Raw genomic sequence first — 13,901 nt, 5'->3', positions numbered from 1 at the left:
CTCCATGTCCGAAAAACGCAGTCGCGAGTCTTTTGTCTCGTTCTATGGAGGGATCTTAATTGCTGAAATGTGGGATCGTCGGCCTGCTTCGGATCTGAATGGGGCTTCGCCCCATGCCCCCGCCGGTATCTCCGATACCGACGAGAGCGGCATGCCGACTCCATGTCCGAAAAACGCAGTCGCAAGTCTTTTGTCTCGTTCTATGGAGGGATCTTAATTGCTGAAATGTGGGATCGTCGGCCTGCCGCTCTGCGGCAAGTCGACCGTGTTCAACGTCATCACCCGGGCCGGGGCGGAGGTCAAGCCCTACGCCAGCGGCAAGACCGAGCCCAACCGGGCGCTGGTCGGCGTGCCGGACAAGCGCTTCGACCGTCTCGTGGAGATCTTCGTCCCCAAGAAGGCGACGCCCGCGACGGTGGAGTTCGTGGACCTGGCGGGGCTCTCCCGGGACGCCAGCAAGGGGGCGGGCCTCGGGAACTCCTTCCTGTCCTTCGTCTCGGAGTCGGACGCGCTGCTGCACGTCGTGCGCGTCTTCGACAACCCGAACGTGCCCCACCCGGAGAACAGCATCGACCCGCTGCGAGACTGGCAGATCGTGGAGATGGAGCTGATCTACCGCGATCTGGGCGTCATCGAGAACCGTCTCGCGCGTCTGGACGAGAAGGCGGCCAAGAAAAAGACGACCCCTGCGGAGGCCGCGGAGGCCGAGCTGCTGCGCGCGCTCCAGGAGCACCTGATGGAGGAGCGCCCCCTGCGCGAGTACCCCCTTTCCGAGGAACAGAAAAAAACGCTGACGGGCTTCGCCTTCCTGACCCTGAAGCCGGAGCTGGTGGTGCTGAACCTGGACGAAGGGCAAACGGGGACCGTCCCCGCCGCTGAGGCGCTGGAGGCGGCCATGAGGAAGAAGGGGCTGCTGACCCTGCGCATCTTCGGTTCCATCGAGATGGACCTGGCTCAGCTGGAGCCGGAGGAACAGGCGGAGTTCATGAAGGACCTCGCGATCGACGAGCCCGGGCGCGACCGCCTGATCCACGAGGCGTACCGCCTGTTGGGCCTGCTCTCGTTCTTCACCAGCGGGACGGACGAGGTCCGCGCCTGGACGCTGCACGAGGGCGACACGGCGGTCGACGCCGCGGGGGCCATCCACTCCGACCTCGCCCGCGGTTTCATCCGTGCCCAGGTGGTGGCCTACGACGACTTCATCGCAGGCGGCGCGACGCTCGCGGCCTGCCGCGACAAGGGCGTTTTGAGGCTGGAGGGCAAGGAGTACCGGGTCAAGGATGGGGACATGATCGAGATACGCTTCAATATATAGCACACGACGGCGGTGTCCGCGGTCGTGTGCGGCTGCACGGCCGCCGTCGCGCCCAGAAACGATCGTCCTTCTTTGAGTGAACCATGCGTACGGACTCGGACCCCGACCCTTGCCAAAGGGATGGGTACGTTCTAAACTGTTTGTGTAACCGAAGCAATTCGTATCGGGTGCGGACGCGAGCATCGCACGAGGCGTCTTCAAGGGGGTCGATTTTATGAAAAAACATCTGCTTTGCGGGCTCCTCCTGTCGTTGTGCGTTCTCTTCGGGGCCGGCACCGCTCTGGCCCGCGACGGGAAGGTCACCCTCTACTCCATCAATCACCTTCAAAGCCGGCTGTTGCCCGCTCAAATCACGACGAAACAGCCGTCTCCGTCCGTCGGGGGGCTCTCCTGGGCCGCCAGCGTGGTGAAGGCGGACATGCAAAAGAGCGCCAACCCCATCTTCGTCACGACGGGCGAGGTCGTCGCGGGGACGATGTGGCGCTACTTCAAGGGCAGGCCCGAGATGGCCGCGCTTTCGAAGGCCGGGGTCGCGGTCAACATGCTGGGCAAGCACGAGTTCGACTACGGCCTCGATCACCTGAAGGAGGCCCTCTCCCGGACCGACATTCCCATCGTCATCTCCAACCTCCTCACTCAGGACCCCGATCTGGAAAAGTCCCTGCGAAAGAATCTCGTGCTCCAGGCGGGAGACATGAAGGTGGGCTTTTTCGGCCTGCTGTCCCCCGGAATCATGCGGCTGACCAACCGTCCGAAGGGGGTTTCGCTCGACCCCGACCTCGGCGCCATAGCGCGCGGGATGGTGGCGGACCTGAGGCGGAAGGGGGCGGACGTGATCGTCCTGCTCAGCGGACTCTACGACAACGAAAGCACGGCGCTGGCCCGATCGGTGGCGGGCATTCACGTCATCACCGGAAGCGGCGCTCCCGTCGAGGAAACCGACAAGCCCATCTTCATCGACGACCCCGAGGGCGGCACGACCGTCCTGATCTGGAGCGGGGTCTGGGCAAAATTCGTGGGGCGCCTGGGCCTGAGCCTCAAGGATGGAAAACTGGACCGGCAGGACACCTCCTGGAAACTGCTCCCCGTCTCGGACCGCACCGCACCGGACCCCGGGGTTCTGGCCGTCGCCGTCGAATACGATCAAAAGCTGAACCAGGCCCTCAAGAGGGTTGTCGGCCGCTTCGAGCAGTCGATCGACGCGAGGAACAAGACCCTGCGGTCGGGGGAAGCGCCCATCGGGAACTTCATCACCGACAGCTTCCGATGGAAGACCGGGGCGGACGTCGCCCTGATGAACAGCGGGGGGATCCGCGGCAACATTCTCTACCCCGCCGGCGAGTTCTCGGAGCGGAACCTCTCGGACCTGCTTCCCTTCGGAGACCGGCTCTTCGTCCTCACCCTGACCGGCAGGGAGCTGCGGCGGGCGCTCGAGCTCTCCGCCTCGGCCCTGATTCGGGAGGAGGGGGATGACTACGACCCGCTCGAGCGGCTCCACACGGGAGCCTTTCTGCAGATATCCGGCCTGAAGGTCGTCTACGACCTGTCCGCTCCCCCGACCCTCGTAAGCGGCGATCGCGTGGCCGCCCCGGGCCGTCGCCTGAAGTCCCTCGCCGTGCTTCGGGATGGAGAGTGGCGGGAGATCGGGGACGAGGATACCTGCACCGTGGCGACGACAAACTGGATGGTCAACGGGGGGGGCGGCGAAAAGTACGAGATGCTCAGAAACGCTCCGCACACCGAGGCCGGATGCTTCGACTTCGACGCCTTCGTCGAATATCTCACGGTCGTGCACGGCGGACGCGCACGCCTGCAAAGGGAGGGGCGCATCTCCCTCGTGAACGGCAGGGCCAAGGAGTAGCGCGGCCGTTCCTGAGCAGGACCGAATGGCTGCATGGAGAGTACCGACATCCCCTCACAGGAGGTTGCCCGTTGAAACGATACACCCCATGGGGCCGTCTCTGGAAGGCCACCCGTTATTCCCTGAACGGACTTTGGCAGGCCCTCAGGCAGGAGCAGGCCTTCGAATACGAGGCCGTCGTACTCGTCCTGTTGTGCGCCCTGTCGCTCGGGCTTCGGCTTCCTCTGGCTCAGTTCCTTATCCTGACCGGCTGCTGGCTGGCGGTCATGGCCCTGGAGCTGGTCAACAGCGCCGTCGAGAGGGCCTTCGACCTCATCGACAAAAGCTATCGCACCGAGATCAAGGCCGGAAAGGACATGCTCTCGGCCTCCGTATTCCTGATGGTGGCATTCAACGTCATTCTCTGGGCGACCCTGCTTCTGCGGCACCATCTTCCATAACCCGCTCCGCTCGCCGCAGCGGGCCCGCGGCATCCGACACGGAAAAGGAGATGTGTTTCGATGTGGTTCAACCTGTCCTCCATACTGCGCTCGCTCCACCAAAACCTCCAGGAACTCTCCGAACCCCTGATACGCTGGCTTGAGGAAATCCCGGCCCTTCAGTCTCTTCATCCCTACAGGATCTACATTCCCTACCTCGTGGCCGGCCTCGGGGTTCTTCTTCTGCTTCTGAGCCTCCGGCTCATGACGCGCCGCTCCAGGGGCAGAAAAAGAAAGCAAACCTGGGCCGTTTCCTCGCCGGTTCCTCCCGCTCTCTCCTCGGAACCCTCCAAGGGACCGGCGATTCAGGGCAGGGCCATCGACGGCATGGGCAGCTTCGGCTCCTTCGACTCGTTCTCGTCGCCCTCGGATTCCCGGCCCGAGGACGATTCGGCCGGCTCCCTCCAGCAGCCGACCCCATTTCGGTTCGCCCCGTCGGCGGAGCTCCACCCGACACCCCCCCAACCCGATCCGGCCCCGACCGTCGTCCCGCCCCCCGAACCGGCAGCGGCCGCAGCGACTCCCGCATCAGGCCCCGTCCTTCCTCCGGAGTCGGAGTTTCAGAGGATATACATCGAAATGTACATCGACCAGGAGCTCACCACGAACTTCAGCAACCTTAGATCGAACGTGAACGACAGGCTCTCGAAGGGCGCCCCCACCGAGCCGCTGCTCGCCGCCGGAGACGGGAGCGTGGAGGACCGCATCCTGGCCCATATCGCCCACGCCGCCCTGGAACTCCTTCAGAACAAGGATTCCCACACCGATGGAGGACGCCTGACCCTCCACGGGCAGGAGCTCTGCAAAATCTATCGCTATGCCCTGAGCCGGCTGAAGAAGAGCGGCGTGGTCGCCGGAGGAGCCGGCGAGAAGCTCTTGCAGGACGTACAGGAAAAAATCCAGAGGCCCGGCTAGCCGACGGCCCATGATCGGCCCCGGCCTCGAAACGACAAAACCGCGAGGAGACCAGATAGTGATCAAACTGATGATTTTCGACCACGACATGACGATCGTGGACTCGAGCCACGCCATCCTGGCGGGGATCAACAAGGTGGCCGATTCGGCCGGGCTCCCCAGGACGACCCACGGGCAGGTGATGCGCTGCATTGCCCTGCCTCTGGCGGACTTCATGGTCGGGACCCTCGGCGAGTGCCGGCCCGGATGGTTGGACCTGTACCGCGAAAAGGTCGCGCCGTTCGAGTACACGCTGATCCGCCCCTTCCCGGAGACGGAGCCGACCCTCACCCGCCTGAGGGAGATGGGCCTGGCCCTCGCCGTCGCCTCGAACCGGAACGCCCCCCGGGCGGCCATGGAGAAGACCGACACGGCCCGGCACTTCGACGCGATCGTCGGCCCCTCGGACCACCTCCCCTACAAGCCCGAGCCCGGGATGCTCCTGCACCTCATGGACCGGTTCGGGGTTCCCTCGGAACAGACCGTCTACGTCGGGGACTCCGATATCGACGTCCGGACCGCCCTCGCCGCGAAGGTCCGTGCCATCGGCATCACCCGGGGCAACTTCACGAGGGAGCAGTTCGCGGACATGGGCGCTTGGCGCATCATCGACGCCCTGGACGAGCTGCCCTCGATCGTGGAGGAGGACGAAAGGGGATGAACGCTTGACTCAAGACATTCCGTGCTCCGGCCCCAGGGCCGGGGAGGGGTCCGGAAACCGGCTGTCGAACGAGCTCAGCCCCTACCTGCTCCAGCACGCCGACAACCCCATCGATTGGCATCCCTGGGGGGACGAAGCCTTCGAGACGGCCCGGAGGGAGGACAAGCCCCTTTTCGTCTCCATCGGCTACTCCTCCTGTCACTGGTGCCATGTCATGGAGCGGGAGTGCTTTGCCGACCCCGAGGTGGCGGACCTCATGAACGACACCTGCATTGCCGTCAAGGTCGACCGGGAGGAACGCCCCGACCTGGACGGCCTTTTCATGGAGATATGCCACATCCAGAACGGCAGCGGCGGCTGGCCGCTCAATTTGTTTCTGACCCCGGAGGGCAGGCCCTTCTTCGCCGCCACGTGGCTGCCCAAGAGGACGACCGGGCAGATGCCCGGCATGACGGACATTCTGCCCCGGGTCAAATGGCTCTGGTCCATGCAGCGAGACGACGTACTCCGCGGGGCCGACAGCCTGGCCGAGACCCTGCGCGCCCGTCTGAAGTTCGTCGCGGGCGGACGGGTGGGCGCCGCCGCGGCGCGCAGCGCCATCAACGAGCTCCAGGGGCTCTTCGATCCGGAGTGGGGGGGCTTCGGATTCTCGCCGAAATTCCCCGCCGCCCCGCGCCTCCTCTTTTTGCTGAATCAGGCCCGCGCCTCCGTCAATTCGAGTCAGGAACGCGACGAGCTCTTCTCCATGGTGGACCTGACCCTGCGCCGTATGTGGCGGGGCGGGATCCACGACCACCTGGGGGGAGGGTTCTCGCGATACGCCACGGACGAGCGGTGGATCCTCCCCCACTTCGAGAAGATGCTGGTCGATCAGGCCCTGCTGCTCCAGACGGCGGCCCTGGCCCAAGAGGACCGTCCGGACCCGTTTTACCGCACCCTGGCCGAGGATATCGCCGGCTGCGTGGCCCGGGACCTCACGGCGCCCGAGGGCTGCTTCTGGACGTCCCTCGACGCCGACAGCGACGAAGGGGAGGGGCGTTACTACCTCTGGACGGAGGAGGAGGTCCGGCAGCTGCTCCCGCAGGGGGATTGCGGGCTCTTCTGCGCCGCCTACGCCGTTCTGCCGGGGGGAAACTTCGGTCACCAGCTCACGGGCAGGCAGACGGGGCAGAACATCCTGTACGAGGCCGCCACGGTCTCCGAGCTCTCCCAGCGCTACGGGCTCCGCGCGCCCGAGGCCGCCTCGCGCCTCGCGCACGACCGTGAGCGCCTTCTGGAGGCGCGTCTGCGCCGCACCCCTCCGGCCCTCGACGACAAGGTACTGATGGACTGGAACGGCCTGATGATCGGTTCTCTGGCCCGCGCCTCCACCGCGTTCGAGCGGCCGGACTGGCGCCTCGCGGCCGAGCGGGCGGCGCTCTTCCTCCAGAAGGCGCTGCCGGACCCCAAGGGAAACTGGAGGCGGCGCTGGCGCAACGGCAGCGCCGGCATCCCCGCCCTGCCGGGGGACTATGCGGCGCTGCTGTGGGGCGTCATGGAGCTGCACCGAGCCGCATCGGCGTCCGGAGCCCGAAAAAAACAGCTGAGGGACTGGCTGCGCTATGCCGAGTCCTTGGCGGCAAAACTGACGGAGGCGTTCTGGGACCCCGATCAGGGAGGGTTCTTTCTCTCTCCGGCCGACGATCCCCACATTTTTCTGAGGCGCAAGACGGCATGCGACGACGCGGCCCCTTCGGCCAACGCCCTGGCGGCGATCGCCCTCGCCGAGCTGGGCTCCGCACTGGGGGAGCGCAAGTACCTGAAGCAGGCGCACGAGATCGTCGTCTGTTTCGCCAGGGCCGCCGCGCTGCGCCCTCTGGAGCACCTCTCCCTGATCGTCGCGGCGGGCATGCACAAATCGGTCAAGGCGGCCGAGGAGCCGTCCGAAACTGAGGAGGGGGAGGAGCACCCGCCCATCGCGGAGGAGCCCGGAGCCTCGGAGCGCCAGGATGTGCAACACCGCGAGGAAGAGGGGACGCACGAGGACCGGCTCGACCGCCGGGAGCGAGCGCCGCGGCACGAGCGCCGTTTTTCCCGTACCCGGCGCTCGGGGCTGAGGGACAGATAGCGAGCGTAAAAGTTCCACTCATACAAGGAGGTTGCGGAATGGGGAGTCTTTTCAGGAAGGCCGCGGGGACCGCGGCGATTTTGTGCCTGCTCCTGTCCGGAACGGAGGCCCGTGCGAACTATCGGTTCGACGACCTCTTCGGACCGAGCGGCGTGGGCGCGCAGTGGATGGTGATCACCGGGGGCACGAACACGGTGGGCGACGCGGCGTCTGTGCCCCTGGAGGTAAAGGGCGAGATCGTATCCGGACGCAGCTCGGTGCGGATCGATAACGGGCGGAGCGAGCTGCCCCCGACGGGGGAGGAGAACCGGGACATCCATACGATGTTCCTGGTGCTTACGGGCACTCAGGCCTCCATGCGGGTGAACTTCGCCCCGCCGAACGCCGACTCGATCACGCCCGATGCCCTGTTGGACAACGCCGTCTACTCCGCCCGCAAAACCCCCCTGGGGAACGGCGGTTACGAGTTCCTGTTCGACAAGTCCGCCGAGCAGGGGCGGTTCGGCAGCGTCAGGGGCAACTTCATCTACCACCAGAATCCCACATCCGCCTACCCCTCCACGCCCTCCCAGAGCCTGGTGGTCCCCTTCGTGATCGCCAACGTCGCGGACGGCACGGCGGAGACCGAGCCGCTTCTGCTCCGGGCCGCCCTGCGCGAGCCCGGAGCCGCGGGCGCCGGCGACATGACGGCCTACGACCGCTTCACCTGGAGCGTGCGGGACAACATGACCGCGGGGGACTCCCAGTGGGTGTTCGTGCCGGTCCCCGCCTGGCCGGCCCCCGACAGGATCCTCTACCGCCTGACGACCGAGGTGACCAACCACACGGGCATCCGCTACGCGGTGCAGCGCTTCGACAACTACGCCTGGAACCGTCTGAACCCGGCCTACTGGGCCTTCGACCTGCCCCGGGCCCAGAGCCTCAAGGACCTCCCGGCCCGCTTTCGCCTGGACGACATCAGCCACGTCGCTCCGGGGCTCAAGACAGTCTACAACCAGAACTACAACGTCAACGAGGGGATGAAGGCGGCCCTGAGGCTCCATCCCGTGGATCCCGCGGCGGGATTCCGCGAGTTGACCCTGAACCACAGGATCGTCTTCGGCCTGGACCTCGGTACGGTGGAGGCTCCCATATCGGGGCGAAACCCCTACGCATGGAAGGTCACCGCCTTCAACCCCCGGGCCGCGGGCACGAACTTCCTGAAGGACGTCGCCGACTCCATGAAGGCCCGTTCGGTGAAGGTTCCGGAGGGCCGGACCCTCACCTCGGGGACGGCACGGTTCGACTACGTGGCGGGCGATGCCATCAGCTCCTTCGCCGTGAACGCGTCCATCCCCGGCTCGGTCCGGCGGGAGGAGGCGCACCGGGAGGGAACCGAGGGGCTGCTGCCCCTGCACGTCACCTTCAATCTGCCCCGGACGCACCTGCTCGTGGCCCCGAAATGGGATGCGCTGCTCCAGCAGTGGCACGACACGGGCGAAATCCGGAACGACTTCGCCCACGACTTCAGCGTCTACCTGCGCAGCGGGGCGGAGAACGATCTGGACCTGATCCAGGAGCTCGTCAGGCAGGGGGTTTACGAGAAGCTGGTGAAGGTGTTCCTGGACGAGCAGCGCGGAGTCGTCACGGTGAGCTTCATCGCCATGCTGATGGACGGGACGCGCGACGGCTCGCGCCCGGCCCTGCAGGTCGTCTCCGACAGGACGCCGGTCACCGACAACGATTTTCTGGTCCTGAGGGACGGGATATCCGACGACCGGTGGAAGCTGACGTTCTACGTCGCCCCGGCGGGCTTCAGGCCGAACGGGCCTCCCGCGCCCAAGAAGCCGGACGAGAACTCGGGCGGCAACGGCTGCAATGGGTTGGGATCGGGCACCCTGGCGCTTTTGGCCGTCGCGGGCCTGATCCGGAAAGGAAGGTAGCGAGACGATGAGAAGAATTTTGTTTTTGGGGACGCTCCTCCTCGCGCGCCTGCTCGGCTGTTCCGGCGCCGAGGCGGCGACGACCGTCGGAACCTTCGCCGAGCTGCGCGACGCGGTCAAGAACCCGGCCAGCCTGGACATCGCACTGGGCGCGGACATCACGCTCACCGAAGCGATCCCCGTGTCCCTCGACGCCAAGATAGCGGGAAACGGAAAAACCCTGACCGCCAACGGAAACTTCCGCCACTTCAAGGTCAGTGAGGTGAACGGCGCCGGGCCGACCTTCGACGGCGTGACCTTTACGGGAGCCGGCGGCGGCGGTGTGGACGTCGGGCCGGACTCCAAGGCGGCCTTCAAAAGGCCGGTCTTCAGGAGCAACAGGGCCGTCAGCGGCGGCGCGGTGAGCGTCGCATCGGGGGCAACGGCCAAGATCGAGGGCGGGACCTTCGAGGAGAACGAGTCCACGGCCGACGGCGGGGCCCTGCACGTGAGCGGGACCGGCAAGGCCGAGTTCTCGGGTACGGTCGTCTTCGCCAGAAACAGGGCTGCGGGCAGCGGCGGAGCGGTCTTTCTGAGCGGGGCCGCCGCGGAGTTCCCGACGGGGGTCCGCTTCGAGGAGAACACGGCCGCCAACGGCGGGGCGGTGGCTCTGAGCGCCTCGGCGGCGTCCACGGCCACCTTCAACGGCAACGTGCTGTCCCCGAACCGGGCGACGGCCAACGGGGGCGCGCTCCACATCGCCGGCGCCGCCACGGTCGTCTTTGCCGCCGATCAGGAGTTCAGGGGCAACAGCGCCAGGGACGGCGGAGCCATCTGGGCGGAGGCCTTCGACAACGCACCGGCGCACAAGCTGACCTTCCAGTCCAACAGCGCGACAGGCTCGGGCGGCGCCCTCTTCGTCAACGGCCGGGCGAGGCTCTCGGGCGAGCTCACGTTCGCGGACAACAAGGCCGCTTTCGGCGGCGCGGTCCACGCCGCGGCCGACCTCGAGGTCTCCGGCGGGACCTTTTCGAAGAACCAGGCGGCCGACTCCGGCGGGGCCATCCGCTCGGGGGGCACGGTAACGGTCGGCGGCGGTACGTTCGAACCGGGCAACGAGGCCAAGGGAAGCGGTCCCAACTCCGGAGGCGGCGCCATCTGGGCCAAGATCATCCGGGTGGAGGCTGCGGGGAACGACCCCGTCCGCTTCTCCGGCCAGATCGCCCAAAAGGACGGCGGAGCCCTCTACAGCGACGGAGCCCTGACGGTCAGGAACGCCCTCTTCAGCGAGAACAAGGCCTCCGGCAGCGGCGGCGCCGCCCTGGCGAAGGGGGGCGTCTCCCTGGAGAGTTCGGCCTTCAGGAAGAACAGCTCGGGCCAGCGGGGCGGCGCCGTCTACGCGGGCGACACCACCGAGATCGCCCGGAGCGTCTTCGAGGGAAACGGCGCTCTGGGGGACGGCGGCGCGCTCGTCCTGGACAAGAGCACGGCCAACTTCAAGATGACCGCCACCGCCATGGAGGGGAACAGCGCCGGCGATTTCGCCCACTCCGGCCGCGGGGGCGCGCTCTTCCTCAAGCTGGACAAGGCGGAGATCGTCCGATCCACCTTCGCGGGGAACAAGAGCCGGAGCACGACGAACGCCCAGGGAGGCGCCGCCAGCCTCTCGGTCTCGAAGCTCTCCGACCTCACCAACTGCACCTTCACCGGCAACGAGGTGACGGGCGACGTCAAGAGCCACGGGGGCGCCCTTTTCCTGGGCGGGCCCTTCGTCCTGAGGCACTGCACCCTGTCCCTCGAGAACAAGGCGGCGGGTGCGGGCGAGCGCCAGGGCGGCGGACTGTTCGTCGACTCCGGCAGGACCGTTCTGGCCGCCAGCCTCGTCGTCGGCAATAAGGCGGACCACGGCGCGGACGTCTATCGGGGCGGGGGCACCGTCTCCACGGGCGGCTACAACCGCATCGGCCGGTTCGGTAACCAGGGCACGGGCGCGGGCGACACGTCCTGGGCCAATCCCTCCGTCGAGGGCGACACCGGGACCGACCGCCAGAACGACGCCTGGGTCTCCTTCACCTTCTTCGGCAATAAAACCCTGAGTGCGAACGACGGCCCCAAGACCGATATCGGCCTCCTCTCGGCCCCGGACAAGCTCAAGACGCTCGAACTGAGCGAGATGGACTCCCTCGATGCGGGCGACAGGGCCATGGACGCCATCCCCTCCGACCTTCCCGGCTTCCCGGGCGAGGATCAGCGGGGCATCTCCCGGCCTCAGCCGGCCAACGGCAAAAAGGACGCGGGGGCGTTCGAGGTGGAGCAGAGCGGCGGCGGCAATCCCAACGAGCCCTCCCTCTCGATCCGGTCCCTCCGTATGAGCGGCATCCCCAACACGCTCACCCGGGTCGGCCAGACCGCAACCCTGATCGCGACGGTCGTCTACACGAACGGTACGACCTCCACCTCCGAACAGGTCTCCTGGTCCAGCAGCAACCCCGGCGTGGCACGCATCGACGCGTTCGGCAACATTGTGGCCCTCTCCCTGGGCAGGACGGTCGTCAGCGTCTCCGCACAGCGCCGGGCCGCGGACGGCAAGCCCGCCACGGATTCCGCGACGCTGGAAGTTCGCGAGGAGATGAGCTACACCAACGTCCACCCCGAGATATGGGCGCAGTTGGGGCTCTTCAACGACACCATGGGCCGGCAGGGCGCAGGGCTGGGGCTCTTGGATTCGAACCCGGCCAGGGTCCGGACCTCCGCGTTCCAGAACGCCTTCCAGGGCGCATGGAAGCTCTCGCCCGCTCAGGTGACCCGACTGTCGAGTCCATCGGCCATCAGGTTCGAAAGCGGGAAAGCCGGATCAATGGCCGGTTGGAACGCGGCCAAGCCGGCGATGGCCGTCTCGCTCACGGGCCGCAAAAAGGGCGACATGCTTCCCCTGAAGTACCGCTGGAGCCTCACCTGGGACGAGCTCAGGAAGCTGACGGGCGGCAAGGCGAATCGGTCCGCCGGCATCTCGGAGCTCTTCGGGCCCCTGAAGCTGGCCTTTACCTCCGCAAACGGGGAACCCTACGACGTGGTGGGGGGTGACGGCGTCCCCGCGGCCCAGGCCGAGTCCAAGGGCGCGCTGAAGCTGACGGGCGGCAACAACGGCATCACCCTCGAGCTGACCGCCTTTGTGGCCGACGCTCCGGGGCCGACCGCGTCCACGAGGCAGTCCGGCCCGCAGCTCATCGACGGGCTGCTGGTGGTCCCGGACGGCGCGGCCGACGGCATGATCGCGGGCTCCATGGGCCTGCTGCAGAAGGCCGGCGGAGGAGGATCGGGCAAGGACGGCAGCGACGGCAAGGGCGGCGGATGCGACGCGGGAGTCAGCGGAATGATGTTGACTCTCGTGGTAGCGTTTCTGCTGCGGAGAAAAGCTTAACCTTGGATAGAGGCAGCTAGTCCGTTAAGCAGACGACCGCCTTCCGTGAGGCGTTAGCCTCGCGGGGCGTGTCGGTCGCTTATGTCGATACACGGTCCAGTGACCGCGTATCGACGCCAGGGGGCGACTCCGGGCTTGGCGGCCTTGCGCTGGCCCTCGCGGCGGCGGTGCTGAAAAAGAAAGCATAAGCCCGAACTGAGTCCTGAATCGTATCGCCGCCGCTGCAACGCCAGCGATACGGAGAAAAAATTCCGGACCATCAAACCTCTCGAATAGCGAGTCGGCCCCGACATGGGGCCGACTCGCTATTCAAAAAGCAGTTTTTCGCATCCCGGCGCTTAGCCTTTCATTCGCTTCGCCCTATGAGTTCCAGAAAATTCTGTGGGGAAAAAACCGGAATTCGTGTCCTTGAATAATCTTTCAAATTCCGGGTGACAATGCAGCGTGCACCCGAACGCAGTGCCGTCTCCACCATGACGGCATCCTCGAAATCCGAAACCTCCGAGGACAGAGCACGCCTACAATCCTCCGAAGAAGTATCCAAAAGATCGAACAGGATGAGGAGCTTTTCAATCTCTGCTCTCACGGCGTCGTCCTTGTGGAATACCCGGTGCATCAAATAATAGATGTCCAACAGGGATTTTGCCGTAATGAAGCCTGCGAAGTCTCTTTTGGCGGCCGCGTGAAAAATTCGCACGGCCTCCCGATCGAAGGGACTGCGTTTCTGCAGAGCGTCAATCACGATGCACGTGTCAACGACCGCCCTCATATCCTGTCCAGCCTCTCCTCTCGTGCCTCTTCCACCGTTATGTCGGCAGGAATGATGCCGATCAGAGAGTCGGCGATCGCGACACGCTCCCGAACCGTACGTTCAGGATAGGGGCTTGAGAGCCTGGCCACGATCTCTCCCCTGTAGGAGATCAGGATGTCCTCCTTCCTGGCCAAAAACAGATATTTTTCCATGTCCGCTTTCAGTTCTTCAGCCGTGATCGGCATCGGATCATCTCCTTTCATCCCCTGTCCCGGCCCCGAAGAGCTCGATGGATCGTCTGCTTCGTCGAACCGACACGGCTCGCTCCGCTCACCGCTCGTCTGCTTCGTCGAACCGACACGGCTCGCTGCACTCGCCGCTCGTCTGCTTCGTTGCACCGACACGGCTCGCTCCGCTTGCCGCTCGTCTGCTTCGTTGCACCGACACGGCT

Annotated in this window: 10 protein-coding genes; 8 read left to right on the top strand and 2 right to left on the bottom strand. The window is 65.9% G+C overall.

Annotation, left to right across the window (positions count from 1 at the left end):
• Positions 1-217 precede the first annotated feature (217 nt).
• From ychF to EII26_RS12140, 8 genes are all read left to right on the top strand, one after another.
• Entirely contained in the window at positions 218-1,315 is a 1,098-nt protein-coding gene (ychF, locus tag EII26_RS12175; RefSeq protein ID WP_124889435.1) for a redox-regulated ATPase YchF, read from the top strand.
• Between the two features lie 214 nt (positions 1,316-1,529).
• Complete coding sequence (locus tag EII26_RS12170) at positions 1,530-3,176, top strand: bifunctional metallophosphatase/5'-nucleotidase (protein WP_124889434.1); 1,647 nt, start codon at positions 1,530-1,532, stop codon at positions 3,174-3,176.
• A 71-nt stretch (positions 3,177-3,247) separates the two neighbouring features.
• Positions 3,248-3,616, top strand: coding sequence for a diacylglycerol kinase (locus tag EII26_RS12165; RefSeq protein WP_158612327.1), 369 nt, complete (start codon positions 3,248-3,250; stop codon positions 3,614-3,616).
• A gap of 60 nt (positions 3,617-3,676) precedes the next feature.
• Entirely contained in the window at positions 3,677-4,570 is an 894-nt protein-coding gene (locus tag EII26_RS12160) for a hypothetical protein (protein ID WP_124889432.1), read from the top strand.
• A 58-nt stretch (positions 4,571-4,628) separates the two neighbouring features.
• Positions 4,629-5,270: an HAD family hydrolase gene (locus EII26_RS12155; protein WP_158612326.1), complete on the top strand. Its 642-nt coding sequence runs from the start codon at positions 4,629-4,631 to the stop codon at positions 5,268-5,270.
• A 4-nt stretch (positions 5,271-5,274) separates the two neighbouring features.
• Complete coding sequence (locus EII26_RS12150; protein ID WP_124889430.1) at positions 5,275-7,377, top strand: thioredoxin domain-containing protein; 2,103 nt, start codon at positions 5,275-5,277, stop codon at positions 7,375-7,377.
• 38 nt (positions 7,378-7,415) lie between these two features.
• A complete protein-coding gene (locus tag EII26_RS12145; protein ID WP_124889429.1) occupies positions 7,416-9,299 on the top strand; it encodes a hypothetical protein in 1,884 nt (627 codons plus the stop codon).
• Between the two features lie 7 nt (positions 9,300-9,306).
• Complete coding sequence (locus tag EII26_RS12140; RefSeq protein WP_124889428.1) at positions 9,307-12,699, top strand: right-handed parallel beta-helix repeat-containing protein; 3,393 nt, start codon at positions 9,307-9,309, stop codon at positions 12,697-12,699.
• 346 nt (positions 12,700-13,045) lie between these two features.
• Here EII26_RS12140 and EII26_RS12135 read toward each other — a convergent pair whose 3' ends face one another.
• On the bottom strand, positions 13,046-13,468 hold the full coding sequence (locus tag EII26_RS12135; RefSeq protein WP_124889427.1) for a PIN domain-containing protein: 423 nt from the start codon (positions 13,466-13,468) through the stop codon (positions 13,046-13,048).
• On the bottom strand, positions 13,465-13,901 hold a 437-nt coding region (locus EII26_RS13500), incomplete at its 5' end, for a hypothetical protein (RefSeq protein ID WP_233572747.1). The genes EII26_RS12135 and EII26_RS13500, both read right to left, overlap by 4 nt.

The sequence above is a fragment of the Fretibacterium sp. OH1220_COT-178 genome (genome assembly GCF_003860125.1).
Classification (GTDB): domain Bacteria; phylum Synergistota; class Synergistia; order Synergistales; family Aminobacteriaceae; genus CAJPSE01.
This window is presented reverse-complemented; position numbering and strand designations above follow the sequence as displayed.

What these genes read in the sequence shown, in the direction of transcription:
- EII26_RS12170 (WP_124889434.1), top strand. Translation starts at nt 1,530, where the DNA reads ATGAAAAAACATCTGCTTTGCGGGCTCCTCCTGTCGTTGTGCGTTCTC.
- EII26_RS12160 (WP_124889432.1), top strand. Translation starts at nt 3,677, where the DNA reads ATGTGGTTCAACCTGTCCTCCATACTGCGCTCGCTCCACCAAAACCTC.
- EII26_RS12145 (WP_124889429.1), top strand. Translation starts at nt 7,416, where the DNA reads ATGGGGAGTCTTTTCAGGAAGGCCGCGGGGACCGCGGCGATTTTGTGC.
- EII26_RS12140 (WP_124889428.1), top strand. Translation starts at nt 9,307, where the DNA reads ATGAGAAGAATTTTGTTTTTGGGGACGCTCCTCCTCGCGCGCCTGCTC.
- EII26_RS12135 (WP_124889427.1), bottom strand. Translation starts at nt 13,468, where the DNA reads ATGAGGGCGGTCGTTGACACGTGCATCGTGATTGACGCTCTGCAGAAA.